The organism is Paenibacillus phoenicis (genome assembly GCF_034718895.1).
Lineage (GTDB): Bacteria > Bacillota > Bacilli > Paenibacillales > Paenibacillaceae > Fontibacillus > Fontibacillus phoenicis.
In genome coordinates, this window is sequence record NZ_JAYERP010000001.1 from 3,235,703 (window position 1) to 3,261,238 (window position 25,536).

The following is a 25,536-nucleotide window of genomic DNA, read 5'->3' on the forward strand; positions in this document are numbered from 1 at the left end:
TACCACCTCGTTTGAAACAACTTGCCATGATTGCACGGAGTGCAGGGGGTTAATCCTGTTCAATCAAACCGTATTTGCCGTCATTGCGCTTGTAGACGACGTTAACTTCCTTAGTGTCGATGTTCGAGAAAACGAAGAAGTTGTGTCCTACCATATTCATTTGCAAAATCGCTTCCTCTACGTCCATCGGCTTCAAGGTAAAGCGTTTCGTGCGAACCACTTCCAGCTCTTCCTCGCCTTCATCCAGCGCAACGGAGCCTGTGGTCGCGTCCTCTACAAAGAGGCTGTTCTTCACGCCCTTCTGGCGCAGTTTACGGTTGATTTTCGTTTTGTGCTTGCGGATTTGACGTTCAAGCTTGTCCACAACCGCATCAATGGATGCGTACATGTCGTCGCTGCGGTCTTCCGCACGGAGCACAACGCCGGTCAAAGGAATCGTTACCTCGACCGCGTGCAAGCCTCGTACCACACTTAACGTGACAGTACCGTCTGAGGTAGGGGGTGCATCAAAGTACTTGTCTAGTCGGCTGAGTTTCTTGTCTACGTAGTCACGCAAGGCCTCAGTCACTTCAATCTGCTGTCCTCGAATACTAAAATTCATAGGGCACTCCTCCTTTGCTTTGCACTTTTATTATACCATGACGTAAAGGCAAAGTAAAAAGTGTTAAAGGGCTGTAAACCACCGCGACATCCGTAAAAAGACATGCAGACGGCCGGCAAATTCCCCGCGTTTTCAAGCCCGGCGACGCTTCCCGGTTCTCCACCGGGATTTCAACAAAATCGTGAACGCCGCGCCGCATGCCGCCCCGATCGTATCCAGCAGCACGTCCTGCACCATCGCCGTCCGCCCCGGCGTAAAGCTCTGGTGCAGCTCATCCGTGCAGGCATAGAGGAACGCGATCAGGATCGCGAAGAGCAGTCGCCGATTGGAGCGCCCACAACCGCCTAAGGCGTAAACCAGGAATGCCGCCAACAGGGCATAACTGCCGAAATGCGCTGCTTTGCGGATAAAGAACTCGATGAAGCTCGCCCCGCCCACACGATCTACGCTGATCTCATGCCCGCCGTAGCTGAACCGGATCCCGCCGAATCGGTTCTCAATCCACTGATCCGAGGTCTTTTTCTCGATTTCCTGCACCAGCGACTGCTCCTGATAAGACTGCGAAGAGAACCCGAACAGAATCACCATCATCGCGATCGCCGGCAGCCAGCGCAGCCAAGGCCGAAGGTTGTGCAAGGGAGGTCACCTCATTCGTTTGCGAACTCATTCATTTTACGAAATTATAACATAAGAAAAACGTCTATCGACGCACATTCAAGTAGACAGAATATCATAAGAAAACCCCGGGTTTCCCCGGGGAATTGCTAGCGAATCTTTAATTGTTAACCATCGTACCGTTCATATGTAGGTCGGCTGTGCCGGGATGATTACAGTTTGATTACGTTAGCGGCTTGTGGACCACGTGCGCCTTCAACGATTTCGAACTCGACGGATTGGCCTTCTTCCAGCGTTTTGAAGCCTTCAGCTTGGATCGCGGAGAAGTGTACGAATACGTCGCCGCCTTCTTCAGTTTCGATGAAACCGTAGCCTTTTTCTGCGTTGAACCATTTTACTTTACCTTGCATGCACTAACATTCCCTTCATTATCAAATAAGAGTGTGATCCTTGTAACCAAGCCCCACATTTTTGACTATACCATCCGAGCTTATCCGGTGTCAATTACCAAGGAAAAGGTTTTACTGTAAGGAATTTGTAGATTTTTGTCAGGGTTGTGTCGAAGTGGTGAGCAAGGCATCCAACTCATCGGATGCATCATCAAGGCAAAAGTCACTTGTGGTAGTGAGATCATCATTTACGTAAAAACCGATGATACACCTTCTTCACGGCCTCAATAACATCTGTCACATCTTGATTTGTCATTTTCGGAAATAGCGGCAAGGTAATGGCTGTATTGTAATAGCTTTCTGCATTAGGGCACAAGCCGGGACGGTAACCCAATGATTGATAGTACGGCTGCAAATACACCGGAATATAGTGAACGTTGACACCGATATTCTCCGCGCGAAGTGCTTCAAAGATCTCTTTCCGGCTTGCAGTAAAATATTCAGGCAACCAACGAATGACGTAAAGATGCCAGGATGATTCGGCCATCGGATGCTGCTTCGGAATGACCAAACCAGGCAACGTGGAGAAACACTCATTGTACATTGAAGCGATCTCCCGTCTTCTCGCGACAAAATCGTGAAGCTTGTCCATTTGGCTTGCTCCCAGTGCCGCTTGCATATCGGTCATTCTGTAATTGTAGCCAAGCTCCTGCATTTCGTAATACCATGGCCCGTCATTCTGGATGAGCTTGTTTGGATTTCGAGTCATCCCATGATTGCGGAACAACAACAACCGCTCATAGTAACGCTCATCGTTCGTCGTAATGATCCCGCCCTCACCGGTTGTAACATGCTTGACCGGGTGAAAGCTGAACATGGTCATGTCGGCCCAAGAGCCTATTTTCCGCCCGGCATAGGAAGCTCCCAGCGAATGCGCAGCATCCTGGATCACCACAAGGTTGCGATCCCGCGCCAGCATCGAGATTCGGTCCATTTCCGCCGGCTGCCCTGTAAAGTCAACCGCGATGATCGCTTTGGTTCTTTCGGTGATCTTCGACTCAATCTCTGAAGGAGCGACATTGTAGGTATCCATGTCGATATCCGCAAAAACCGGCGTGCCCCCTTGGTAAAGGACACAGTTGCTGCTAGCCAAAAAAGTGATCGGTGTCGTTATCACTTCATCGCCTTGACCGATCTCCGCCGCGAAACAAGCTCCATGAAGTGCAGCTGTACCATTCGCAAAGGCTACGGCATATTTGGCACCTACAGCATCGGCGACTTTTCGCTCAAACTGTTCGATCGCCGGCCCTTGGGTGATGAACGCCCCCCGCAACACCTTCACCACAGCTTCAATATCCTGCTCATCCAGCCATTGCTGACCGTAAGGCAGCAGCGTTTCGCGAACCGGGCGGCCGGATTCATGTTCCTTTGTCATTTTGCGTTCCCTTCTTCCTTCATGGTCGCTTTACCTATTCCAAGCCTCCGGCCTGTATCCATTCGCGCGTCCGGGCGATGCCTTCCTCCAACGTTACACGCGGCTCCCAACCAAGCAACCGTTTCGCTTTCTCCGAATTGCACAACAGCTTCTGAATTTCACTCTGCGGATGAATATGCTCTACATGACGGATCCGTGAAGGGTCCCCCGCGATCATCAACGCCAAATCGTTAATTGTGATATCTCGCCCCAACCCTGCATTCACAATCTCGCCGTTAACGGCATCGGAATAACCCGCAGACACGACAAAATTGGCGCAATCCTCAACATAAAGCAGGTCGCGAGTCTGGGTGCCTTCTCCGTAAATGCGGAGCTCTTTTCCATCCAAATCATTTTTAAGGAAAATCGCAACCACTCCGCCCTCACCGCCAGTCTTCTGAAATGGACCGTAGGTATTAAACGGGCGAATGACCACGGTCGGCAGTCCGTAGGCGTAGTAGTAAGAGAGGACCATATTTTCCGCAGCCACTTTTGCTCCGGCGTAAGGCGAAGCCGGTTTTGTTGGATGCAGCTCCGTGATCCCGGTCTCATCCGTACACCGGTCATAGACCATGCAGGTGCTCATAAACACAACTTTCGTATTGTATCTGCGGCACTGCTCCAAGATATAAAAAGTCCCGACCGTATCGTTATTAAACGTGGTTCGCGGATCATCGATGGAGTCTTGGACGTTAATCGACGCGCCAAGATGATAACAAATGTCGAATTGATGGGCAGCGAACAGTTCCTCTAAAAGAGGCTCGTCCAAAATCGTCCCCCTGATGAACTGTTTCAACCCCGGATGGCCCTGAAACTCCTGAAGATTGGCTTCCCGTCCGTTCGACAGATCATCCAAAATCCACAGTTGGTGACCATCCTCTAACAACTTTTTGGCAACCCATCGGCCGATAAATCCAGCCCCGCCGGTAAGTAAAATGTTCAAAGGAATGCAGCTCCTTCTATAAATATACTTCTACATATTATTAAAACAAATCCCAGGTTACAGGAGTTCCCTTAGATGCATCTTTGCTGATCTTTCGGCCAAGCAGTTGATCCAGATATTTGGTCGGAAGACCTAACCCGGGACGGATAGCCTTGATGTTCTCGCGGGTAAATACATCGCCTTTCTTCATATCCTGTGAAATATATAAAGAGCGCCGATGTTTCATAGACTCTTTTTCCCGATCGGTTGGACCATACGACACTTTGCCTAGAGACTGCCAAGCCCGTTCCGTCTCCACCACGAGCGCGGACAGTTCTTCGGGTTCCAACGAAAACGCGGAATCCACGCCGCCATCTGCACGCCGCAGGGTAAAATGCTTCTCGATCACGGTCGCTCCTAAAGCGACGCTCGCTACCGAAACGCCAACTCCCATCGTATGGTCGGAAATCCCGACTTGGCATTGGAACAACTGCTCCATATGAGGAATTGTTACGATATTGGTGTTCTCCGGAGAAGCAGGATAAGTGCTGGTACATTTCAGCAATACGATATTTTCGGCCCCTGCTTCCCGGGCCGCCCGTACGGTTTCATCCAGCTCGGCAATCGAGGCCATCCCCGTCGAAATAATTAGCGGTTTCCCCGTTGCTGCCGCTTTACGAATCAATTGGATGTCGGTGTTCTCAAATGAAGCGATTTTGTAAGCCGGGACATCGAGGGATTCGAGGAAATCAACAGCGGTTTCGTCGAAAGGGGTGCTGAAAGCAATCAGACCAAGCTCTTTACAACGCTTAAAGATCGGCTCATGCCACTCCCAAGGCGTATACGCCTCCTGATACAAATTGTATAAAGAGCTGCCTTGCCACAAGCTGTTAGGATCCTCGATAAAAAATTCACCGTCGTGAATGTCCAGTGTCATCGTATCTGCGGTATATGTCTGCAGCTTTAAGGCATCCGCCCCCGCTTGGGCCGCAGCTTCAACGATAGCAAGCGCACGATCAAGGGACTGATTGTGGTTTCCCGACATTTCCGCGATAACAAACGGCTTATGATTTTTGCCAATCCAGCGGTGAGCAATTTGAAAATCCATTGATACGTCCTCATTTCTGCTGAAGTCATGAAAACTACTCTTTCTGAGCAAATAAAACAATTGAACGACCGAACCCAAGTTCAGCCAAGGACTCATAGAACCGGTTGAGCAGTTCTTTACGCCCCGTCTTGATGAAGGAGTTCTGGAAGTTTGTCGATATATTGAATCGCCTGTTCCAGCGTAACCTCAATTTTCTGATTTTCCAAGTGGTAAAACAGCTTGTACATTTTCACGTAATCTTCCATCGTATCGATCGTGAGACGTACGTCTTCACGCTGCAAATGCTTAAGTTCGGGCTGGATCTTGATCATGTTAAATTTCTCAGGATGATTCAGGATATACGGTGTAACATGCTCCCGCTCGTAATCCGATGTTGCCTCCTGGGCTGCCCGTATCAAGGCTTGGCGGGTAAACACTTCGATTCCCGTCCCGTAGGGGACGTGTTCCATGCCGACGTAATCCAGCCGATTCGCTTGCAGTGCGGCTAGCCCTTGATCTATAAATCGTGGTTCGACCAGAGGATTGTCTGCGGTAATTCTTACGATGAGGTCTGCGCCAGAATGCTCGGCTGTTTCGTAAAACCTTTGAAGAACGTTGTCCAACGGGCCCCGGTAAACAGAAACTCCTAGTCTACGACCGGCGATCTCAAGCAAATCGTCCTCCGGTTCCGCAGACGTTGCCAACCATATTTCATCCACGCTCGATGATTTTTGGGCTTGTCCGATGACCCGTTCAAGCAAGGTTTTCCCATGAAGATCTTTTAGCACTTTCCCCGGCAATCGTTGCGAAGACAACCGGGCTTGAATGATTGCTGCGACTTTTACCATGCCGTCCACCCGCCGTCTACAGCGAGATTTTGCCCTGTAATATAAGATCCGGCAGAAGATATTAGAAGAAGGACAGCCCCTTTGAGCTCATCGGGAAGGCCGATTCTCCCCAGCGCGGTTTTGTTGCTTAATTGAGCGATGAACTCCTTGTTCTGCTGCGTTTGTTCATTTGGAAAGGGTCCTGGAGAAATCGCATTCGCCCGGATCCCTTTACGGCCATAGTGACAGGCAAGGTATCGGGTAAATTGGATGATCGCCGCTTTACCTGCGCCATAATTGGCCGGGTTGTTCTGGCCGGAAGTCCCGTAGATTTCCGGATTAGGCGAGACGACACCGTACATGGAAGCGATATTGAGAATGGTCCCCTTCCCCTCCTCCAGCATATAGGGAAGAACCGCTCTTGTACAACGGAACACGGCGTTGATGGTTCCATCAATCCCCTTTTCCCACTGTTCCTCCGTGAAGCTCTCAACGAATCCCGGCGAGCTTACATTTGCATTATTGATTAAGGCGTCAATGCGGCCATACTGCTGAATCGTCCGTTCAACCCCCGCTGTTACCGATTGGCCATCTAATACGTCTAGTTGTAAGCCAATATGCTTGCCGGAGTACGTTTGCGTTAGCGTTTCGGCCAAGAGAGTGCATTTATCAAGATTTCGGCTGGCGATCACAACGTTAGCGCCATATTCGGCCAGTGCATGACACATCGCCGTCCCCAGATAACTGGTGCCGCCTGTCACCAGTATGGTTTGGCCGCTCAAATCGAATAAACCGTTCACTTTGGTTTCCCCCAACAGCTCGGATTTAAGATATCGTCAGAAATTTGGCCGAACATGCGCTGAATGTCATCTCTTACTCCCTGCGGAAGCACGGGAAGCCGCATCGCTTCGATATGTTCACGAAGCTGATTTTCGGTTTCACAACCAACGACGATTCGCCCGATTTCCTTCAGATCCCGAACATAGATCAGACATAATTCGGCACATGTAAGATGAAGCTCGGATGCCAAAGCATGCAGTTGTTTGATATAAGGAACTGCCTTCTGCAAATAAGCTGGAATCTCGTCGAGCGGCATCAGCAGCAATCCCTGCAAAAAAACACTTCTGGCATGAATCTCTATATGCCGGGAACCTAGTTCAGCTAACAGACCGCTTCGAAGCAGGCGGGTATCGATGATATTTATCGGGACCTGAATCACGTCTAACCCGTCTAGTTCCAAATAACGCTCCACATCCTCAGGCGTATAAACCGAAATCCCTACTTTGCCGATCAGGCCATCCTGTTTGAGCTCCTTTAACCACTCCACCGCAAGCCCATCATGCGAAAACATGCTTTTGGGGGAATGGAGCAAACAGTAATCTAAACGAGAAAGATTTAATCGTTCCATAGATAGGAGGACTTGATCCTTCATGCCCGTTCTCGCTTCCGCGGCGGACTGGACCTCCCCCTCGAAAGGGTCCGGTATTTTTGTCACGATCTGAAACGGCTGATTTTGTCCTGCTTCCCTAAATGTTCTTATATACTGGCCGATAATCGTTTCGCTTTCCCCATAGCCGGAGGCCGTATCGAGCAATTCTACGCTGCTTTGGTTCGCCAGTTCAAGAATGCCCCTTGCTGAACTGGGGGAAGGTTGGCCTGTCTTGTTGGCAATACCGTAGTTCATCCCTAGTTGTGCTGTTCCAAGCGCCAATTTCATATTCTGACTTCCCTTCTGTATTACCTGTGCAGCATGGTCCATAGTTCATCGAAGTGATGGATTCGATATTCCGCTTCATAAGCGTCAGGACGGTTTATAGCAGCAAAATTCCCGCGCATGATTCTGACTGTTCGGAAGCCTAAAGGCTTAATGCCTACAAAGTCTTTGTTGGGATTGTCGCCTACGTAAACAACCTCTTCCGGCTGCAAATTCTCCCGCCGACAAATGTGCATAAAGCAAAGCGGGGATGGCTTCTCGTTAGCGATGCCATACCGCCTTGTAATGTAGCACTTCCGTATATTCGGGTGATCATAAAGCCCCAAGGCTTGCAGCTTGCGAAGCTGAACAAACTTATTGCCGTCAGTCACGATATAAATCTGAAAGCTGCTCCCTGCATTGTTTAATAGTCTGCGGGCATCGTCATACAGCTCAATTCGCGGCGCATGGCTCCGATATACTCCCAGACATGCTTTGACGGCCTTTCCTGTTCGTTTCCCGAGCTGTTCAAGCAAGACATCGAAAACCTGCCCTCGTCCGTTCTGTTCAAGTTCACGAAACATGATGGTCATCGCCTTGTCGGCAGGACATTGAAACTGTTGCTCCACGTAATCCGCCACGGCGCGAAATCCGCTGTTCACATAGGTGAGTTCTTCGTAAAGCGTATCATCTAAGTCAAATACCAGCGCTTTTACTTTCACTGAATCATATCCTCCGCATAACGCACCAACCGTTTTTCATGTTCGCTGCGAATAAACGGATATTCATCCAAATCGGCTCCTTCCGCCTCGAGCAAGAACCAGTAAAAAGTATCTAAACCGGCAACCACGCTGAGTCTGGAAGCTCCTCCAAAACGGCTGTTACATTCAATAAAATGAATTCCGCCTTGCTCATCGATGATCGCTTGGAATACCGCGTGCCCGTACAACCCCAGCTTTTCGGCAAACGCGGCACACATTTGTTCTAACTCCGCATGGCGGAAAGTTGTGGTGATCTGCGATTCCCCGCCAATGACAAGCTCTCGCTTGCGTGCTACAACTCCCTTACACTTCCCGTTTTGTTGCACATAAACATCGACACTAACCTCAAAGCCGGAAATATAAGGTTGAAAGATTGGCTGTTCCAGGCCTTGGGCATGCTTAATAGCGTCTTCCAGAGAAAGCTGAATTCCGATCGATTGCGAACCCGCACCAAAGCGCTCTTTGACGACATACGTCGAATTTGCCGGCTGAACTTCCTCAATTCGCTCGCCGGTAACGATGACCGGAAACCCCCATTCGGACCCCTTTTGATAGAACAACTGCTTGTCCAAACAGATCCGAACGGCTTCCACATCGGATACCATCACATGCACACCTTGACGCGCCAGTTCTTGCTTCGCTTCGGCAAAATACGCAAGTTCGCCGTCCCGAGTAGGAATGATATGACGAATGCCTTGTTGTTTGCACTCTTCAAGCAACTGCTCCAGGGATAAATTTTTCAGAAAAGGCATCGTCCAAAAGCGGTCTACAAAAAAACGGCCGATAGCCTGCTCATTTACATCCCCGCCAATGAGTTGCAGAGGTTTACCTAATTTGGTAATGCCGCCCGCAACACATTTGAGCAACGGAACCTTCCGGGCCACGCTTGTAACCAGTACGCCGTTACCACGATGAGCTTGTTCCGGATCTACGGAGCTGGAAGACATAAGCGCTTTATAATGGCTGATGAGCTCAGGAATCGTGTCCTCCAACTGCCGGTTCGGATGCCAGCCTGTCCAAGCCTTAAAGGTGGACATATCCGCTTCCGAAGCCTCAAAGGGAATATCACTGTCCATCTCGACATGCTGCATATCCGGAAAGTGACGATGTAATATATTTAGCACATCTTCTACCCGTCGCGACCGCCCATTACCTAGGTTCACAATCCCCGTAGCCTCGCTTAAGGCGAGCCGCAGTAGCCCTTCCGCCACGTCCTCGGCATAGATGTAATCAAACATTCCTTCCTTGCGGTATACCTGAATCGTCTCCTGATTCAGAAGAGCCCGGATCCAACGGGATACAATATCGCGGGAGTTTTTCCCATAGACGCGGTAAATACGGGCGGAGACTGTCTTTAGACGCTCCCCGGCAAAATGCTGCAGAAACCGCAGCTCGATTTCGTGCATCAGCTTGGCCGCTCCGCACAAATTGCGCGGATGAATCGGTGAGCTTTCCGTAAGAGGGGTGGCTTCCTTCGCCGGCTGTTCAAATTGATACTGGTCCGGGTTATAAATTAAGTAACTGGAGGCAAAAACAACCCTTTTCAAAGAGCCGATGTCCTTCAGCAAGTCCATCAGGTGATGGCTTAGCTTTAAGTTATGGCGATAATTTTCTTCCCAAAACTCATACGTTTCCTCCGAGCGCTCAAAGGTAGCCGCTAAATGAAAAAAATATTCCGGGGAGAATTCCGCCAACTCCTCTTTCGAGATCTCATTCAAATCTCCTTGGCGATAACGAACCGAAGCCGGCAAATGGGGGGGTCTTGGTTTCAAATCACCAATCAATACATCGGCTCCTGCATTGACAAGCTTATGAACCAATTCCGTTCCGATTACGCCGGCTCCACCGCTGACAAACACTTTTTTTCCTTTTAGCATCGTAAAGCTCCTTTTATGCACCGTAGTTAACTTCCTGTCACTAAAATCCTCATTACCTTCAATATCGGTCATTTCCGTGACTCATTTCACGGGTGTCAAGCAGCCGTGCAGTAAAGAATCTACGTAGTGACCGTCTATTCTGACATGTTCCTTCATTCGCCCTTCGAACTGGAACCCGCTCGACTCCAATATTTTAATGTGGAGGGGACGAATGTCAAAGGTTTCCGTAAACAAACGATGGAGTTGCAGCTCCTCGAACGCGATATGCTTCATCAGGCTAAGGAAGGTTGAAAAATCGCTGGTGTACTGCGCCACTTCTTCCTCGCTGCTCCGCTCCGTCTGCACCAAATACGAAATTTCCGCCCGGCGATTCACCCAATCCAGATTGGTTAAACCGCCGTAGCCAATGTGCCTGCCATCATAATAATAACTGAAGAGCATCAAATTCGGATGCTCCACGTTATAGGACGGGAGCACGATCTCGTGGTAATAACGGCGCTGATCCTCATCCGTCAATATCCGGGATTGCCGCAGCACCGCCATCTGTTCATTCCGCCACTGCTTGATGGCTTGCATCTCGTGTTCGCGGAGGGGACGAAGTTCGTAGAGGTTGTTCGTATAGATGTCTGAACCTAACAGTAAATATTTCATGGATTCCATTAAAAATTCTCCCAATAAGAATAAAAATGTTATGAAACACAATCCTCTGGGTTAGTTCCTATTTCTTGCCTTAATTTTGAAACCCGCAATGTTTTCAAACATTCATATACACGGTATAACCAGTCCAAGTTTTTCAGTATAACAATTAATAGAATAGCTTGGGGCAACCACCCAGATAAAGCTGAGATAGAAATTATAAAAAACACAGTAAACATGTCAAAGCCCGGTATAATTCCTCGATCAAGAAACCATTGTTTCCACTTAGAACGGATAAGTTGGTTTTTTCTAGCAAAAGGCAATACAAATTTATGAACCACCACCAAATCAATCAAAATAGTGAGTGGTAAAGCTAATCTCAACCATAATGGTAGATCAACCCCAAGTGCTAGTCCAATAAACAGAACCCATCTCACTACTTGATCACTAATCCGATCTAATTTAGCCCCAAATGGAGTACAGCGATTAGTTAGCCGAGCCAGGTTGCCGTCCGCACCATCAAAAAAATGATGGAGTTGAAGGAGGACAGCGCCTAATATCCATTGCTGAAACAAAAAAGAAAGCCCTGCACCTACACCAATCAACCCCGTAAATACGGTGACCATATTGGGAGTTGCTTTAAGATCAAAGACTAATTTTGTAAAAAACGGATCGATTAAGTGTGCGTAGTACCTATTTATTGCATATTCAAATTCTCGACGTTGACTAACCACATATTTCGCTTTAAATTTTCGGTATTTTTCTACTAGCATATTGAATTCTCCAACTGTTTGTTGACTAATTCTAAATCCTCGGGAAAGTCAATTTCCGTACAAAGTACATCGGATATATCTATCGGATGAACCTTTAAACCTCTGGATATAGCATCTTCAATTCCTTTTTCAAAATAATCATGATCATTACATTGCTCAAGCGTCTCGATCAATAACGAGATATCCTCACGAATAACTTTATTAATTCCCACTGCTTCACCTTGAGGGTTATCAACAGTCTTTGAAACATTGACGATAAGCCCATTGGAATCAGTAATATACTTTACTTCTTCATCTCCAACTCTTGCTGTACTAACAGCCATACACGAGGCAGAATATTCGACCATACGTCCTATGATTACCGGATCAAACACGACATCTCCATTTACCCAAATAACATCTTCGTTTGCTACCTTCTTTAATGCTTTTAATAAGCTTTTAGATGTATTTGTAGTATCAAAATAATCATTGTAAATAAAAGAGGCATCCGGCACCGCCTCCATGATCAACTCTTTCTTAAACCCCACAACAATAAAAATATCATCGATACTTACGTAATGTAAAAATGCATTCAATTGATTTTGCATAATTGTTTTTCCGTTAGATAGTTTGGTTAGTGACTTCGGATGGGGTTTTCCCAATCTTGAACCAATACCAGCTGCTAAGATAATAATCTTCATCGTTTTCACCTCAAATGATGGCTATGTAATCCTCTTTTTCAATAAAACCCATTGTTTCTAGTTGCTGTGCAATATCCAATCTCCAGCCAGAAGCAATAAAAATAAAGTTATCTTTCGTCAATTTTTTGGGGTTAATTACTGGGACACCTTGCTTCTCTGAATCCCACAAAGAGCGATTATTATCCACAAAACAAGCAACCGGAATATTATAACGTTTCAAGCTGCGAAACACTTTTTCTCCGACTACCCCGGTACCGAAAATACAGATATTTCTTGTCTCAGACTTTTTATATATGTCTAATATTCGTTCCTCATCATACCAAAAAACTTTATTACTCATATATTTTTGAACTGCAAATTTATTTCTTTCCCACACTTTGTGGCGAATGTTATTAAACAGCTTTTGATTTTCGAAGTCAGCTTTCCATTCGTCCAACTCTACTAATGCACCTGGTTTATTATAAAACTCTTCCCATTTCTCATCATAGGTCTTCCAATCATGGTATTTCATGGACAACTTATGATCCGACTCAGCCATAAGGATCGTCTTCTGGGCAAGACGTTCTTCATCCATTTCATTATCATGATAAATTAGGCTCATCGGTGAATACATTTGTTTGAAGCTCTGGGGGTAAAGCTTAAAAATTCTCATTGAAAGCTCTTTACCCTCACCCCCATAGGTAATTTCCTCATTCCAGCCCCCAACCTCGAAGAAAACATCTTTTTTGATTGAAACGTTCCCCTCTAGATAAGGGATAGCCGGAAAAAATTCATTCCCTATATAGTATTTACTTGGGCGCTCGTTAGAAGGATGCTCTGTTAAAGGGATGGAATTACCACGAACAATTAGAACATCAAACCTTCTGTGACATAATAAGTGAGAAATCACGAAATCCTCATCCGGTATCCCATCATCATCAAGAAAGAGGAGGATCGGAGCCTTCGCATATTGAGCACCTATGTTCCTGCCTACACAAATCCCAACATTATAGTTAAGTGAAATGTACTTATCAACAAAAGGGACTAGCATTTGCAGTTCTTCATCATTGGCACCGTTATTGACAAATATCAATTCGAACGGAACATCATGCCTTTGTTTCTTTAATTTCTCAAAACTCTTGATAGTATTGGGATGAAACTTCCAAGCTATAACAATAACAGAAATGACAGGATCGGAAACATCATTGCGAGACTCGACATTTTTGATGGCCTCGATGTATCGCTCAAATTCCACATCCAGACCTCCTCGTATAGTATCTTTAAAAAGCTCTTTTAGGTTCATTTCCATCCCCCGGTGGATGGAAAACAGACTCCAAATTTCCAGCTTATTCTTTTGAAAATCCCATCAGGGATCCGGGGCAGCTCATGGCCCGAAGTGTGTCCTCATACGCGAGGGTGATGGATCTGCGCGTGCGCCGGAGGCATCCCGGAGTCCATTCCCTGAATCCCTAGCGAAAGGAGGAATTTCATCTGAAGCTTTTTGTCGGTATTGATGTGAGCTCGCAAGAGCTCGAAGCGTGTTTCATGAACGTAGGCATGGGAAGTTTCCAATTCGATTAAATCAACAGCTTGACATCATACCGCTGGACTTATTTATTTTGTTGAGAAATATAGTAATCTATTTCCTTCCATACTCTTTGAGAAGCCTTATTGTCTTTGTATTTGAAAATTAGATCTCTAACCGTTTCTCGTTCTGCTCTGTAATAATCCTTATTTTTGCTGTACTCATGAAGATGGAAACCTATCATGGAAATGTCTGATACTTGCGGACCCGGAAGCATCTGACTGTATGGTTCGATCAAAAACCCCCTGCGGTTCGAATATTCAATTTCATCCGGAATGTAGTAGATTAAAGGAATATCCTTCAGAAGCAGATCGTAAGCAACCGATGAGTAATCCGTAATCAGTGCGTCAGCACAATTCAGCAATTCGTATAGATGTACTTGAGCACGACTCAGCATATCATCTGTAATATAAAATATTCTTTCATTGCTTGTTCCACCCAGCTTCTCATAGACACGATATTCATGAGGGTGTAATTTGACAAACAAAATTGAATTTGTATCAGATAATATTGAAGTGAATGATTCCTCCTGTACAACAGTGCCAAAGATATGATCCCAATTCATTGACGAATCTAACTCTCGTTTCTTCCCTTCCCTCCATGTAGGCAGATAGAAGATCACATTAGACCCACGCAAGGATATTCCAAATAATGATTCCAGTTTTTCTTTCCCGTCCTCTTCAAAAAGAAAATCATTTCTCGGCATCCCTGTAATTCGATATTTGTTTTGCCTATAGGGAAAACATGCATTAAAAAAAGTATTGTAAAGATGCGAATATGACATAACTAAAGCTGTATTTTTAGAACGTTGGTCCTGTGATTTTATTTGATTGTCATTGATACTTGGAGAAAGTAATCCCATTGTTTTCAACGGAAAACCATGCCATAATTCAATATTAATAAAACCTTCCTGATAGATGCCATCAAAGTGCGAAGAACAAATGACATCATATTCCGATAGCTTTGCATAGTTAGAAGCATCTATTAAATCAACATCATATTTTTCTTTTATATACAAGGGCATATATCTAAAAAGCGCTAACCCCTGGTAATTAGAGTAGTTCAAATTCACTAAAGCAATTTTTTTTCTATTACTAACTCTCCTAGAACTCGCAGCCGAATTCAGTACCTTTTGATAATTTTCCCTTAAAGCTCTCGTATGTTCTTCATGATTTACGGGGATTATTTTGTCGTATGCTATTCCCATTTCCAGTAATTGAGCCATCATACTTAAGGATTGAAAGCTTGCGAGGAAGACGACATCAAAATCGTTTGCTTTAGCCCGGTCCACTGGGTAAATCGTTAACTCTTGAATTTTCGTATGATGTTTTTCCGGATTATTATCAATAATATACTTTATTTTTACTATCTCTCGGTCCAAAGAATTAATGAAGGTCAGGGCTGTCACCCCGGATCCAAAAACAATTGCTTCCATAACTATCCTTCTTTCAAAAAGCTAATTTGAAAATCTTTCAAAAAATGCATTTGGGTTGGTAAAGTAATGAGCATTTCTTTTTATTTCCTCTTCCGGCCAATCCCACCAACGAATTGAATTCAAAATATCAATTTCTTTCTCGTTAAATCGATACTTAATTACTTTTGCTGGGACTCCACCAACTACGGCATAATCTGGTACATCTTTTGACACCACTGCACCGGCAGCTACTATTGCACCATTACCGATTTTAACTCCAGGTAAAATAATGACTCCCATCCCAATCCATACATCATTCCCGATCTCAATCGAATTATTTTGAGACACCTCGTCTCTGATTACTAAATCCTCGTCATCCAGGAAACCAGGAACTTTTTCCACACCATTAAAAACAGTTTTCCGATCGTAAATAAAAGGGTGTGTTGTTATTTGCGCAGTTGGATGATTAGGGTAAGCAATCTTAACGTTATAATTTATAGAAGTAAAACTACCTATCCTTTTTATTAAGGTTCCTCTATGACATAGATTCAAATACCCATATGTATACTTTCCAACAGATACACCGTTAATTATTTTATCCTTTTGGGGAGAGTCGTCTGGAGCAAGTAAAGCATGAAAATGGATTTCCTTTTCTAACCCCATTGATTTCAGTTGATGTGCGATTTCTTCATAAAATGAACTGGCTATCATAATTAGAAGATCTGATTTATTTTCAAGCTCCAAATTTGCAGGTGAGTAAACAGGCCGCCCCCAAAACAACTCCCCAAGTTTTGCATTATTACTAAGGTAATATTCGATATCTATGTTCTTTTTTCTAAATGCTATAGTAGTCAACTCAGCCATACTGCCTGTACCAAAAACAACAATTCTTTTATTTAGCAGACGTTTGATGTTATGTTCCACGTATCGGTCCAAAAACTCAAGTAACCTAGCATCCGTTCCATCCCAACTCATTTTCAAATACCTCCACAAATTAGTACAAGAGTTTTCAGAACTTCGATCTCAGGGTATCTTTTTATATGATGACTAGATTAACGCTTCTTGAATCAACCAAGCTTTTATCAGGTCTTTACTAATACATTGACCTTGATCAGGAAAAATTAAATGAGTCGATTTTTCTTTGTCTTTGTTATGAAATCTAGAATGATGACCAGGGATGATATACATCTTTTCAGACTCAATGGATACTTCCATCTCTTCCTTCGTCATTAGCTCTTCCACCATCTTCTCACCATCCCTAGCCCCAACAATTTCTACCTTTACTTGTTCAGTTAGATTAAAATTCTGTGTTGCTATATCAACTACGACATCTGCTAGATCACCGAGCTTTATAATGGGCATCTTCAGTACAAAGACCTCCCCGCCTTTAGCTAGGCTATTAGCTTCTAGGATTAATTCAATCGCTTGACTCGGAGTCATCATATATCTCAGCATATCAGGGTCCGTAAGTGTAATTTTACGTTGTTCGAGAATTTGCTTCTTAAATAGAGGAATCACTGATCCTCTGGAACCCATCACATTCCCAAAACGAACTGAGGAAAAAACCGTTGATTTGGCTCCTTTATGATACTCCGCAGCCGAAATGAGGCGTTCTGCAGTCAGTTTGGTAGCTCCATATGCATTGGTCGGCGAGATGGCTTTGTCCGTACTTGTAAAAAGCACTTTCTTCACTTTATTATCTAAAGCCGCTTGGATCACATTTTGTGTGCCGATCACATTGGTTTGAACGGCTTCGAACGGGTTATATTCACAAGCAGGGACATGCTTCATCGCCGCACAGTGAAATACATAGTCGATTCCTTCCATCGCTCGGCTTAACCGTTGTTGATCGCGTACATCTCCGATTAAGAAACGCAGTTGCCCCGCATATTCTTGTAACTCCTGTCCCATCTCAAACTGCTTGTATTCGTCGCGGCTAAAAATACGAATAACCGCCGGCTTTTCTTCCAGTAATCTTCTTGTTAGATGCGATCCGATCGTTCCTGTGCCGCCGGTAATAAGTATCTTCTTTCCTTCATACATCTTATTCATTCGATCCTCCCAGTAATGCCGTTCAAGTCTCCAGCCAGCGTCTCCAATCGTTCAATAGAGTCGCTTAGCAAGCTTTTCAGTTCAGGTCCAAAGGCTAGAAGTTGATCCACCAGTTCGCCTAAATGGGCGACAATCAGTTCTGCTTTCGCCAAGGGATTTTGGGCCTCGACAATCGCTGGAACATGCTTCATATAGCTATTTACAAAATGAGACGTGCCGAATGAATAAAATAAGAAACTCTCATTGGCAGTAATGACTTGCCAACGCTCATTTACTCTAACTAGCCCCCGACTGACGGAATTAAGATTTCGATAGTTTCGCTCTCTTTCCAGTTTTTGAACCTCTTTGCGAAGATCTCGAAGCAGTTTTTCTAATTTCTCAGCTTCCTGCAAGATTCGTCTAAGCTTATCCATCATAGATTGTAGAAGTTCCCATTGTTCCGATTCCGTTCTGGCTTGCATCAGCTGACGAATATCCAGATCCATGTCTGGTAATCCCATCATTTCCTTGGATATAACATCCATCGGGATCCAGTCAGTTCCTTCGATTACCGCCCCACCACGTGAAGAGTTAATGACCCTAATCCCTTTCAGTTCCAGCGCTTTGATGTTCATCTCGATATTTTTCCTTGTGAGGGTCATCACTGGGGTACTGCGATTTTTCCCACCATGCACGTTGTCAACCCAGTCATTGGCCACTTTCAGAGCGTTACTTTTCGTCGCCTCAGACAGGTGATTTACCCCTGCGCTATAAAACTTTCCTTCGGGATAAGACAGATCTTGACCAATCATGATAATCTGTTTAGCACCCAAATAATTGGCCAATTGTAAAGCTGTTCCCGTTACCGAAGCTGTCGCTCGAAATCTCGGCACCCCTTGATCCCTGTAAAGATACTCGCTTACCGGGTCTTCTACAAAGGTGGCAAAAGCCAAATCGTTGTGATAAGAATCAAGCACTTCAAAATAAGTCTGTGTAATAAACACAAGCGGAGATCTCGTACTATCTACCCTGCGAAAAACCAATGAGTTCGCACGACCGCCGTCCATCGTTACGACCAGATCCGGATCAATTTCAAAATGCTGAAGCGCTTGAATACTGGATCCTGCTGCAATAATAAAACACTTCTTCTTTAAATCCTTCAGATAATGCACGTCGATTTCAAGCGAAGGTCCCGAACCAACGATAACGACATTTCCGCCTTTCAGGACATTTTTGAGCGATAATACTGATGGGTACTTTACAGTAAACGGAATATTACGGAGTATATTCTCAAGCCAGGTTTTCTGGAACTTCTCAAAAGTTTGGTTATTCGATAAATCATTAATGACAGATTCCTGGACTTTTTCTCTTAACGACTTTAACTTATCTGGGTGCAGCCGCTGGTAAACAGGTGGAGCAACGATAGAAAGTTCCCCTGACATCGTTTTGGTGATCGTCTCTGCGAGTTCCGCCAGGATCAGTTCATGGTCACCTACTGCCATCAATTTGATTTTGTCATCAGAGAGTAAAGTTTGGAGATTTCGATGACGAAGCAATGCATTAAATGCTTGGACATCCGGTTCAAGAACGGTAATCCGCTTGACCTCCTGACTTCCAAGCAGCGCCTCAAGAAAATATCCCATGCCGATCCCAAACAGAAGAACCTGATCCGTAAGGGTGCCGTTGTTTGACAAATTCGTTATCCACTTCTCAGCTTCGATCTCCGGATCATATTTACTGTGTAAGTAATTTACTGTCTCGCCCCTTTGTACTTTCAAATTGGGCATCCCGTTTGCAGTTGGGACTACTTCATATGAGGAATCCATTGCGTCGTTTAAAACGGCATTCAACAGATTGGGGTACATTTCCTTAAGATAGATCAGATTCTGTTCAAACATATTCACGATAATCCACTCATTTTATTGCGGTTTTGGAATTGTTGCAATGCAGGCACCACTTCATATTGCAGTAAATCACTTACGCCAGTAAAGTCATTGTTTTCAACGGCTTCCATGATTTCTTGCAGAAGCTTCTCTAATGTACTCAACGTAGACGTTAGGAAATCCGGACTCGCATGATACTCAGCCATGGCATACAATTCACGGTCAAATTGCATAGACTTCACAATCCACTGAAATCCCTCCAGCAATTGTCCAAAAAGTGGCTGGTTTTCGAGTGTCAGTCCACCATACAATTGATCAGCTACGTCTAATGCCCCCGGCACAAATCTCTCCAAATATTCGTCAAGAGCTTGTTCCGTGTCTTGAATGCTCTCCATCGCCGAAAGCGTATGGATATTCACCTCTTTGACTTCTTGAATATTCTGTACGATATATAATTCATAGGCCTCATAAATCGCCTTTCCGTTCACTTCAACAAAGTGAATCAGTCTCCGATCCTGATAGATTCGACTAGTGGAGCTTTTCCACCATTGTTCAATCTCATCAAGGTTATTCTCGATCCAATCTACCTGTTGCCCGTCTACGGCCACTTTCATTTTGCCACGTCCTCACCTGTAATCTAATATACCTAGTATATCGGATAAAAGCCGGAGGGAATGTATAGAGAATAAAAGGCAAAAGGCCCCCAAATAATGGGAGCCTTTTATGATTCTTCTGATAATTAGCCCAACAGACGCAATACTGCTTGAGGTGCAGAATTGGCTTGAGCCAGCATTGCAGTACCAGCTTGTACAAGAATTTGGTTTTTCGTGAACGCCGTCATTTCTGTAGCCATATCAGCGTCGCGAATCCGGGATTCGGAAGCGGACAGGTTCTCAACCATTACGCCCAGGTTGTTAACCGTATGCTCCAGACGATTTTGCACGGCACCAAACGTTGCACGTTGCGTGGACACTTGGCTAATCGCACTCTTAATCAGAGCAATTGTTGTATTTGCTGCAGTAGCAGTGGAAACGCTCAAGCTGTCAAGACCCAAATCGCTAGGTTTCATGCCAGCCAAGCTTACGGAAATCGACGTATTAGCATCGGAACCAATTTGGAAAGTTACGCTACCGGAAGCCTTCAACAGATCAATACCGTTGAAGTTAACTGTAGCAGCGATGTTACTGATTTCACCAATCAGTTCGTTAACTTCCAATTGAATCTTCGCACGGTCCGTAGCATCGTAAGTTCCGTTCGCTGCTTGGTTAGCCAGCGTGTTGATCCGTTGCAGCATGGAGTGTACTTCAGTCAAAGCACCTTCAGCCGTTTGGATCAAGGAAATGCCGTCTTGAGCGTTGCGTTGCGCTTGCGTCAAACCGTTAATTTGGAAACGCATTTTCTCGGAGATTGCCAAGCCAGCAGCATCGTCCGCAGCACGGTTGATCCGGTAACCGGAAGACAATTTTTCCATTGTCTTGCCCATTTGCGTGTTGTTGAAGTTCAGGTTGCGGTTAGCGTTCAACGCGCCAACGTTGGTGTTAATAAACATTCCCATCTTAAATCATCCTCCATGATTGGTTTGTATTGGCTACATCCTTGTGGCCTAATCATTATATCGGCAGGTAAGAAATACAACTTTATACCTAAAATAAATTATTTTTTCTCATCGAAATAGTAAGCATGACTTCCCCTGCGGTCCATTCCATAATACGCATTCATCAGCTTCTGCTGATCTTTGACTGTTTTCAAGCCTGTTCCTGCTTCACCAACGCTTTGCTGCAGCTTGTTATCGACCTCTCTTAAGCCAATGGCGATTCTCCTAATTAAATCTTGAAGGTAGCCGTCCGAATCCTTTAACTCCTCGGGCTCCGGTTGTTTCAAGCGATCAATTTGAGCACGAATTTCATCCCACCGGGCGGACAATTGCAAAAAAGAGTCAGCGATATGCTCCCATGAATCGCCCGATGACAGCAAATCGCACTGCGCATTGGTGCAAGCAAGCAGTTCCTCGTACAATTCCCGTCTTCCCGCCTGATCTGAAACTCCGTTCCTACCCAAGGCTGACCTCCTTACCGATTTGCTCCCATGCCGACTTCAACTCGTTTAAATGTCCAATGATTTCTTCGATGTAATCCGGATTTTTTTTGATATTCGCTTGAATCAGGCGATCGATAATATATAAATAGAGATTTTTTAAGTTACGAGCCAGTTCTCCTCCTTCTTTCTCGTTCAGAGAGCTGATTAACTCGTATAGAATGGCTTGGGTTTTCTGAATATATTGGTTAGTCTCTTTAACATCGCCACTTTGAATCGCCCTCTGAGCACGCATTGCATATTGCACGGCCCCATTGTAGAGCATGAGAATCAGACGGTGCGGGGAGGCTGTCTCATATTTGTTTTTCTGATAACTCTGGTAGGCGGCCATATTTTGAGAAGCCATAAATCATTCATCTCCTATTGGAAACTAATTAAAAACTAATTTTACTTATTATGAAGAAGACGACATAAGCGCACTCAGTTGACCAGACAACCAGCTTTGCTGGCTTTGAAGTTTGGACATAGCCACCTCAAGTTGTGAAAATTGTTTATTTAAAGCTTCTTCTTTTAAGGAAAGTCTAACACTCATACTTTCCATTTGCTCCGTAATAAAATCAATATCACTTTGGAGTCCTTCCATTTTGATAGCTATAAGACCGTTGCTGCTCGTCCAGCCATAAAGTCGGTCTTTAGCTATGGTCCCCAATCCATTCTCCCCTTGAAACAACTCGGCGACAGCTTCAGGATTTTCAGCCAGCTTTTTCTTGAATTTATCTTTATCAAAGCTAAGTTCGCCGGTCATTAAGGAGGCAGAAGTGACCCCTTTATCGATTTCCAAGCCAATATCGCTTAATAGCTTTAAATTGTCGCTGCTCCCTATTACACTGTTCACGATATCATACAATTCACTTTGAAGATCTCGAAGGGTCGAATCCCCTTGCAAATTCGTTTTGAAATTGGTATAGGAGCCGTCCGAGCCTTTCGTATTTTCAATTTTCTTCGTATTTTCGCGAATCAATTTGACTACATCGTTGTACGCTTTAACAAAATCGTCAACCTTCGATGCCAACTTATCCGTGTCTTGCTTCACTTCGACATTTACGGTGCTGTTCTCTGCCAGTAATTGCAAGGTTACACCGGGAATGGCGTTGGCTACTGTATTACTCGTACTCGTTACACTTAGGTTGTTGACTTCCAAAATGGCCGGTTGGGCAGCAACTTTCTCCCACATTTTAAAGCTTCCGGTACCGCTGATATCGACCGTTTTACCGGTTTCTTTAGCGGTAATCACCAGGCTCTTGACTCCTTCTGATCTTTGAACAACCGAAGCTTGAACATCCCCGAATTGCTTATTAATTTGACTAGCAATGAGGGACAGCGCTTCGCTGTATGTCTTCCCAGTGAAGTCGTCATCATTTAACGTAATCGATTGGCCGCCAATCTTGATCGACTTGGCCTCCGCCAAAGCGGCCGAAGTAAATTCAATATCTTCTCCATTGGCATCGGTAACCTGCATCCCGGCGGTTGCATTCACCTGTTGCTTCGCCAGTTGGATAACCTTCACGGAATAACTGCCGTTAATGGCGTTTTCGCCGCCGGTAGCCGTCAACTTGGTTGAATCGGAGCTTGTGGCGCTGCTGACATTAAATGCACCAAGGTCGGAGAGCGCTGTGGCTGCGTCCCGCAACGTTTTGAGTTTTAAATTTATATTGTTAAATATCGTTTTATTATTGGTTATTGTCGATTTTTTAGTTTCCAAATTGGTGTAAGGAACCCGTTCCAGTTTCATTAATTGTGTAATCAGCGTAGATGTATCCAAACCGGAAGCCAAACCCGTTAAACTTACTCCCATGATAAGCTCTCCTTCCCGCTAACCTATATTTTCTCGTCCATAAACATGCCGATCATTTCTTTCATCTTAATCGACAAGTCGATTAGAAATTCCGGAGGCAGGCTGGTGACAACCTCTTTCGTTTTGGCATCAAGCACCTCAACATACAGCTGTTCCGCCTCTTCATTGTACTTAAACTTAAGTTCTTTGCCAGAAGAAGCAATAGACTCGTTAAGCTTTTTGACTTGTTCCATCATTTTTTCTTGTTGTTCTTCGGAAATCGACTTTGCCCGTTGATCTTGAATGTTAGCACTATTTTGGGCCAAAGAAGGTGATGCCTTGGCGATTCCCATCTCGCTAAATCTCTTGGTGTCTTGTAAATTAAACTCAGTTCGGTTGATATTCATAGAGCCCACCTACTTTCAAAATTCACATTTTAAAATTTTTCAGCAGGTTCAGGATTTGCTCTTGCTGCAGGTGACTGGTTTGCTCCTTCGCTGCCAAATTTTCAGCGACGATCCCCTGGTATAGTTCCTTCCTTAGGATCGATACCTCTTTAGGGGCTAAAAAGCCTATTTTGATTTGATCCCCTTCGATGCCTAAAATTTGGATTTGAATTTCATCCCCGATCATAACCGTTTCTCCGACTTTTCTTCTGAGAACCAGCATTACTTCCCCTCCTTAACTTGAAGAGGGTGACGAATCGGGAATTCTTGATCTTTAATCACATACTGGCATCCCTTTCTGGAGTGAGGGGCCAACAAAACAGGGGCCATCAAGTTGACATACAGGTTCTCCTCTTGAATGTTGACAATCAACATCACGCCTACATCCTCAGGCGACGAAATTTCCATTAAACTAATGATGTCCTCCGGGATGCGGAAACTGTAGTTTTCAACAACTTCATGGGAGGGAAGCAGAATAAAGCTCACTTGATCTTGCAAAGCATGCAATACATAGAATGGGGTATCCTTCATTGGAAACAAAGCGTACTGCTTAATTTCCGTTAACCCCAATATGCCTGGTTCGAACGAATATATTTGCTCTTCTTCGACTTCAAGCAATCCGTATGCTTGACTTTGGATTTGCATCATTTAGGAAGAGCTCCTCTCGGATTAACATGGATTTCGGGGGGATAAATTCGAAAGTCGATCACAACGCCGTGCTTGGGAAGAGCGTCGATCGTCAGTTCCTTTTGGCCGTTTCGCATATACCGTTCAAAAGCGATTTGCCCAAACACATTCTTCTCGCCCGATTGAATCCGTGCGATTCGGTCGCCTTCCCTCGCCTTTGACGAAATGTTCTCCAGGATGGCGCGTTGATTCTCTTGATTCAGCTCCTTTAATAAGGAACTGGGGCGTTTAAGCCCCAAATCTTCATATACGCCGGTCCAGTCCGTCTCCATTTCAGGCGGGGTTAGGTGAATCGTAAGTTCCGCCGGCCTGTACTTCCCCCAATCGGCTGGCAAATCGGAACCGATCGCTCTCATGTTATCCCCCCTAAAGGTAAATCTTTATCTTAAAAAGTCTACCAACGAGATTTGCATAATTCTCGCACCTGTCGATAAAGCAGCCTGCAGAACATTTTCCTTCATTTTCAGGTCCGTGATCGCTTCCGCAAAATCAACATCAGCCACATTCGAACGTTGCTCCCGCAAGCTCACTTGATCATCTTGAATCCGGTTGATCATTAGATCAAAGCGGTTCATGCGGGCCCCGACTTCGGCCCAGCTTACATTCAAACGGTCTACGGAAGCATCAATTCGATTCACGCTCTCTTGAATGCCGTCAACGTCGTCCCCCTCAAGCGCTGTTGCTAAATCATTTAGCACTTGAAAGACATTATCCGGGGTGTTGGCATTTCCAAACACAACTTCACCCGTGATACTAACGGGGATCTTCACCGATGGGCTAACGTTAAGATAAAACAAGCCAGGATCGGTTGTTGCAGAAGCAGCCCCGCCCACAGTATAAGGGGCTTGATCCGTTTTCTGTCCGTTAAAAAGATATCTACCGTTAAAGGTGCTGTTCCCAATCGTAACCATCTGCTCATAGAGCTGTCTGATCTCAGAAGCAATCGTCCTGCGCTGCTGGTTATCCAATGTCCCGTTGGCACCTTGAAGCGCCAAGGTCCGGGCGCGTTTCAACACATCGCTTGCTTGCTGAAACAAAGAATCCATCGTTTTCAGGATTTCCGTCCCGGTCTGTGCGTTCAGCAGGAACTCCTCGCTCCGCGCCAAATCCGTATCATACCGCATCTGATAACCAACGCCGATCGGGTCATCGCTAGGTTTGCTGATTTTTTGGCCGGTGGCCAACTGTTGTTGGCCGGTCGTTAGCGATGAATTGATATTTCGTAAATTCTTTAGCAGCTGCAAGTTCTGCATCATGCCTGTTACTCGCATTGGTCGAACCTCCTCATTCTCACCTTAGACCGTTATC

Annotated in this window: 29 protein-coding genes; all 29 read right to left on the bottom strand. The window is 45.1% G+C overall.

From position 1 onward, the window contains the following. Positions 1-49 precede the first annotated feature (49 nt). The 29 genes from hpf to flgL all read right to left on the bottom strand — a co-directional run bounded on the left by hpf (position 50) and on the right by flgL (position 25,499). On the bottom strand, positions 50-601 hold the full coding sequence (gene hpf / locus U9M73_RS15390; protein WP_009225366.1) for a ribosome hibernation-promoting factor, HPF/YfiA family: 552 nt from the start codon (positions 599-601) through the stop codon (positions 50-52). A 132-nt stretch (positions 602-733) separates the two neighbouring features. Further along, on the bottom strand, positions 734-1,237 hold the full coding sequence (locus U9M73_RS15395) for a VanZ family protein (RefSeq protein WP_009225365.1): 504 nt from the start codon (positions 1,235-1,237) through the stop codon (positions 734-736). A gap of 191 nt (positions 1,238-1,428) precedes the next feature. Then, the gene (locus tag U9M73_RS15400; RefSeq protein ID WP_009225364.1) at positions 1,429-1,626 is read right to left on the bottom strand and encodes a cold-shock protein; all 198 of its coding nucleotides are present in this window, start codon (positions 1,624-1,626) and stop codon (positions 1,429-1,431) included. Positions 1,627-1,849: 223 nt separating this feature from the next. Next, positions 1,850-3,040, bottom strand: coding sequence for a UDP-4-amino-4,6-dideoxy-N-acetyl-beta-L-altrosamine transaminase (gene pseC / locus U9M73_RS15405; protein ID WP_323077930.1), 1,191 nt, complete (start codon positions 3,038-3,040; stop codon positions 1,850-1,852). A 34-nt stretch (positions 3,041-3,074) separates the two neighbouring features. Further along, positions 3,075-4,022 (bottom strand): dTDP-glucose 4,6-dehydratase, encoded by a 948-nt coding sequence (locus U9M73_RS15410; protein ID WP_009225361.1) that lies wholly within the window; start codon positions 4,020-4,022, stop codon positions 3,075-3,077. A 40-nt stretch (positions 4,023-4,062) separates the two neighbouring features. Next, positions 4,063-5,109, bottom strand: coding sequence for a pseudaminic acid synthase (gene pseI, locus U9M73_RS15415; RefSeq protein ID WP_323077931.1), 1,047 nt, complete (start codon positions 5,107-5,109; stop codon positions 4,063-4,065). A 116-nt stretch (positions 5,110-5,225) separates the two neighbouring features. Then, the gene (locus U9M73_RS15420) at positions 5,226-5,936 is read right to left on the bottom strand and encodes a cytidylyltransferase domain-containing protein (RefSeq protein ID WP_036645346.1); all 711 of its coding nucleotides are present in this window, start codon (positions 5,934-5,936) and stop codon (positions 5,226-5,228) included. Then, entirely contained in the window at positions 5,930-6,715 is a 786-nt protein-coding gene (locus U9M73_RS15425) for an SDR family oxidoreductase (RefSeq protein ID WP_232282295.1), read from the bottom strand. Before U9M73_RS15425 ends, U9M73_RS15420 begins: the two co-directional genes overlap by 7 nt. Then, positions 6,712-7,674, bottom strand: a complete 963-nt coding sequence (locus U9M73_RS15430; RefSeq protein ID WP_083791503.1) for an aldo/keto reductase — start codon at positions 7,672-7,674, stop codon at positions 6,712-6,714. Before U9M73_RS15430 ends, U9M73_RS15425 begins: the two co-directional genes overlap by 4 nt. Then, entirely contained in the window at positions 7,653-8,330 is a 678-nt protein-coding gene (locus U9M73_RS15435) for an HAD family hydrolase (protein WP_009225356.1), read from the bottom strand. Before U9M73_RS15435 ends, U9M73_RS15430 begins: the two co-directional genes overlap by 22 nt. Further along, positions 8,327-10,246 carry an NAD-dependent epimerase/dehydratase family protein gene (locus U9M73_RS15440; RefSeq protein ID WP_323077932.1) on the bottom strand — a complete coding sequence of 640 codons (1,920 nt, stop codon included), beginning with the start codon at positions 10,244-10,246 and terminating at the stop codon, positions 8,327-8,329. Before U9M73_RS15440 ends, U9M73_RS15435 begins: the two co-directional genes overlap by 4 nt. 81 nt (positions 10,247-10,327) lie before the next feature. Next, positions 10,328-10,906, bottom strand: a complete 579-nt coding sequence (locus U9M73_RS15445) for a GNAT family N-acetyltransferase (protein ID WP_009225354.1) — start codon at positions 10,904-10,906, stop codon at positions 10,328-10,330. Between the two features lie 29 nt (positions 10,907-10,935). Further along, on the bottom strand, positions 10,936-11,655 hold the full coding sequence (locus U9M73_RS15450) for a CDP-alcohol phosphatidyltransferase family protein (protein ID WP_270406268.1): 720 nt from the start codon (positions 11,653-11,655) through the stop codon (positions 10,936-10,938). Next, positions 11,649-12,335, bottom strand: coding sequence for a phosphocholine cytidylyltransferase family protein (locus tag U9M73_RS15455; RefSeq protein WP_009225353.1), 687 nt, complete (start codon positions 12,333-12,335; stop codon positions 11,649-11,651). Before U9M73_RS15455 ends, U9M73_RS15450 begins: the two co-directional genes overlap by 7 nt. Positions 12,336-12,345: 10 nt before the next feature. Then, positions 12,346-13,617 carry a glycosyltransferase family 2 protein gene (locus tag U9M73_RS15460; protein ID WP_157273443.1) on the bottom strand — a complete coding sequence of 424 codons (1,272 nt, stop codon included), beginning with the start codon at positions 13,615-13,617 and terminating at the stop codon, positions 12,346-12,348. Positions 13,618-13,924: 307 nt separating this feature from the next. Continuing rightward, positions 13,925-15,334 (bottom strand): CDP-glycerol glycerophosphotransferase family protein, encoded by a 1,410-nt coding sequence (locus tag U9M73_RS15465; protein ID WP_323077935.1) that lies wholly within the window; start codon positions 15,332-15,334, stop codon positions 13,925-13,927. Between the two features lie 21 nt (positions 15,335-15,355). Continuing rightward, positions 15,356-16,024, bottom strand: coding sequence for a CatB-related O-acetyltransferase (locus U9M73_RS15470; RefSeq protein ID WP_009225350.1), 669 nt, complete (start codon positions 16,022-16,024; stop codon positions 15,356-15,358). Positions 16,025-16,360: 336 nt separating this feature from the next. Beyond that, a complete protein-coding gene (locus U9M73_RS15475; protein ID WP_009225349.1) occupies positions 16,361-17,365 on the bottom strand; it encodes a UDP-N-acetylglucosamine 4,6-dehydratase family protein in 1,005 nt (334 codons plus the stop codon). Further along, entirely contained in the window at positions 17,362-19,242 is a 1,881-nt protein-coding gene (locus U9M73_RS15480) for a motility associated factor glycosyltransferase family protein (protein WP_323079144.1), read from the bottom strand. Before U9M73_RS15480 ends, U9M73_RS15475 begins: the two co-directional genes overlap by 4 nt. Before the next feature lie 2 nt (positions 19,243-19,244). Continuing rightward, positions 19,245-19,841 (bottom strand): DUF8042 domain-containing protein, encoded by a 597-nt coding sequence (locus U9M73_RS15485; RefSeq protein WP_323077936.1) that lies wholly within the window; start codon positions 19,839-19,841, stop codon positions 19,245-19,247. A gap of 125 nt (positions 19,842-19,966) precedes the next feature. Further along, positions 19,967-20,782: a flagellin N-terminal helical domain-containing protein gene (locus tag U9M73_RS15490; protein ID WP_323077937.1), complete on the bottom strand. Its 816-nt coding sequence runs from the start codon at positions 20,780-20,782 to the stop codon at positions 19,967-19,969. A 98-nt stretch (positions 20,783-20,880) separates the two neighbouring features. After that, positions 20,881-21,285, bottom strand: a complete 405-nt coding sequence (locus U9M73_RS15495) for a hypothetical protein (protein ID WP_323077938.1) — start codon at positions 21,283-21,285, stop codon at positions 20,881-20,883. Further along, positions 21,278-21,667 carry a flagellar export chaperone FliS gene (gene fliS / locus U9M73_RS15500; RefSeq protein WP_323077939.1) on the bottom strand — a complete coding sequence of 130 codons (390 nt, stop codon included), beginning with the start codon at positions 21,665-21,667 and terminating at the stop codon, positions 21,278-21,280. Before fliS ends, U9M73_RS15495 begins: the two co-directional genes overlap by 8 nt. Before the next feature lie 48 nt (positions 21,668-21,715). Next, the gene (gene fliD, locus U9M73_RS15505) at positions 21,716-23,116 is read right to left on the bottom strand and encodes a flagellar filament capping protein FliD (protein ID WP_323077940.1); all 1,401 of its coding nucleotides are present in this window, start codon (positions 23,114-23,116) and stop codon (positions 21,716-21,718) included. A gap of 23 nt (positions 23,117-23,139) precedes the next feature. Then, complete coding sequence (locus U9M73_RS15510) at positions 23,140-23,502, bottom strand: flagellar protein FlaG (RefSeq protein ID WP_050769760.1); 363 nt, start codon at positions 23,500-23,502, stop codon at positions 23,140-23,142. Positions 23,503-23,524: 22 nt separating this feature from the next. Further along, positions 23,525-23,764 (bottom strand): carbon storage regulator CsrA, encoded by a 240-nt coding sequence (gene csrA, locus U9M73_RS15515; RefSeq protein WP_009225341.1) that lies wholly within the window; start codon positions 23,762-23,764, stop codon positions 23,525-23,527. After that, positions 23,764-24,189, bottom strand: coding sequence for a flagellar assembly protein FliW (gene fliW / locus U9M73_RS15520; RefSeq protein WP_009225340.1), 426 nt, complete (start codon positions 24,187-24,189; stop codon positions 23,764-23,766). Before fliW ends, csrA begins: the two co-directional genes overlap by 1 nt. Beyond that, positions 24,186-24,584 (bottom strand): DUF6470 family protein, encoded by a 399-nt coding sequence (locus U9M73_RS15525; protein WP_323077941.1) that lies wholly within the window; start codon positions 24,582-24,584, stop codon positions 24,186-24,188. Before U9M73_RS15525 ends, fliW begins: the two co-directional genes overlap by 4 nt. A gap of 24 nt (positions 24,585-24,608) precedes the next feature. Further along, positions 24,609-25,499, bottom strand: a complete 891-nt coding sequence (gene flgL, locus U9M73_RS15530) for a flagellar hook-associated protein FlgL (protein WP_323077942.1) — start codon at positions 25,497-25,499, stop codon at positions 24,609-24,611. Positions 25,500-25,536 lie beyond the last annotated feature (37 nt).

Excerpts from the sequence above, each read along its gene's own strand:
- flgL (WP_323077942.1), bottom strand. The coding sequence starts at position 25,499 with ATGCGAGTAACAGGCATGATGCAGAACTTGCAGCTGCTAAAGAATTTA.
- U9M73_RS15460 (WP_157273443.1), bottom strand. The coding sequence starts at position 13,617 with ATGAACCTAAAAGAGCTTTTTAAAGATACTATACGAGGAGGTCTGGAT.
- U9M73_RS15470 (WP_009225350.1), bottom strand. The coding sequence starts at position 16,024 with ATGATAGCCAGTTCATTTTATGAAGAAATCGCACATCAACTGAAATCA.
- U9M73_RS15485 (WP_323077936.1), bottom strand. The coding sequence starts at position 19,841 with ATGAAAGTGGCCGTAGACGGGCAACAGGTAGATTGGATCGAGAATAAC.
- csrA (WP_009225341.1), bottom strand. The coding sequence starts at position 23,764 with ATGCTGGTTCTCAGAAGAAAAGTCGGAGAAACGGTTATGATCGGGGAT.
- U9M73_RS15450 (WP_270406268.1), bottom strand. The coding sequence starts at position 11,655 with ATGCTAGTAGAAAAATACCGAAAATTTAAAGCGAAATATGTGGTTAGT.
- fliD (WP_323077940.1), bottom strand. The coding sequence starts at position 23,116 with ATGGGAGTAAGTTTAACGGGTTTGGCTTCCGGTTTGGATACATCTACG.
- U9M73_RS15445 (WP_009225354.1), bottom strand. The coding sequence starts at position 10,906 with ATGGAATCCATGAAATATTTACTGTTAGGTTCAGACATCTATACGAAC.
- hpf (WP_009225366.1), bottom strand. The coding sequence starts at position 601 with ATGAATTTTAGTATTCGAGGACAGCAGATTGAAGTGACTGAGGCCTTG.
- U9M73_RS15420 (WP_036645346.1), bottom strand. The coding sequence starts at position 5,936 with ATGGTAAAAGTCGCAGCAATCATTCAAGCCCGGTTGTCTTCGCAACGA.
- U9M73_RS15475 (WP_009225349.1), bottom strand. The coding sequence starts at position 17,365 with ATGAATAAGATGTATGAAGGAAAGAAGATACTTATTACCGGCGGCACA.
- U9M73_RS15455 (WP_009225353.1), bottom strand. The coding sequence starts at position 12,335 with ATGAAGATTATTATCTTAGCAGCTGGTATTGGTTCAAGATTGGGAAAA.
- U9M73_RS15430 (WP_083791503.1), bottom strand. The coding sequence starts at position 7,674 with ATGGACCATGCTGCACAGGTAATACAGAAGGGAAGTCAGAATATGAAA.
- U9M73_RS15465 (WP_323077935.1), bottom strand. The coding sequence starts at position 15,334 with ATGGAAGCAATTGTTTTTGGATCCGGGGTGACAGCCCTGACCTTCATT.
- U9M73_RS15510 (WP_050769760.1), bottom strand. The coding sequence starts at position 23,502 with ATGAATATCAACCGAACTGAGTTTAATTTACAAGACACCAAGAGATTT.
- U9M73_RS15490 (WP_323077937.1), bottom strand. The coding sequence starts at position 20,782 with ATGGGAATGTTTATTAACACCAACGTTGGCGCGTTGAACGCTAACCGC.
- U9M73_RS15400 (WP_009225364.1), bottom strand. The coding sequence starts at position 1,626 with ATGCAAGGTAAAGTAAAATGGTTCAACGCAGAAAAAGGCTACGGTTTC.
- U9M73_RS15480 (WP_323079144.1), bottom strand. The coding sequence starts at position 19,242 with ATGTTTGAACAGAATCTGATCTATCTTAAGGAAATGTACCCCAATCTG.
- pseI (WP_323077931.1), bottom strand. The coding sequence starts at position 5,109 with ATGGATTTTCAAATTGCTCACCGCTGGATTGGCAAAAATCATAAGCCG.
- fliW (WP_009225340.1), bottom strand. The coding sequence starts at position 24,189 with ATGATGCAAATCCAAAGTCAAGCATACGGATTGCTTGAAGTCGAAGAA.
- U9M73_RS15440 (WP_323077932.1), bottom strand. The coding sequence starts at position 10,246 with ATGCTAAAAGGAAAAAAAGTGTTTGTCAGCGGTGGAGCCGGCGTAATC.
- fliS (WP_323077939.1), bottom strand. The coding sequence starts at position 21,667 with ATGGCTTCTCAAAATATGGCCGCCTACCAGAGTTATCAGAAAAACAAA.
- U9M73_RS15525 (WP_323077941.1), bottom strand. The coding sequence starts at position 24,584 with ATGAGAGCGATCGGTTCCGATTTGCCAGCCGATTGGGGGAAGTACAGG.
- pseC (WP_323077930.1), bottom strand. The coding sequence starts at position 3,040 with ATGACAAAGGAACATGAATCCGGCCGCCCGGTTCGCGAAACGCTGCTG.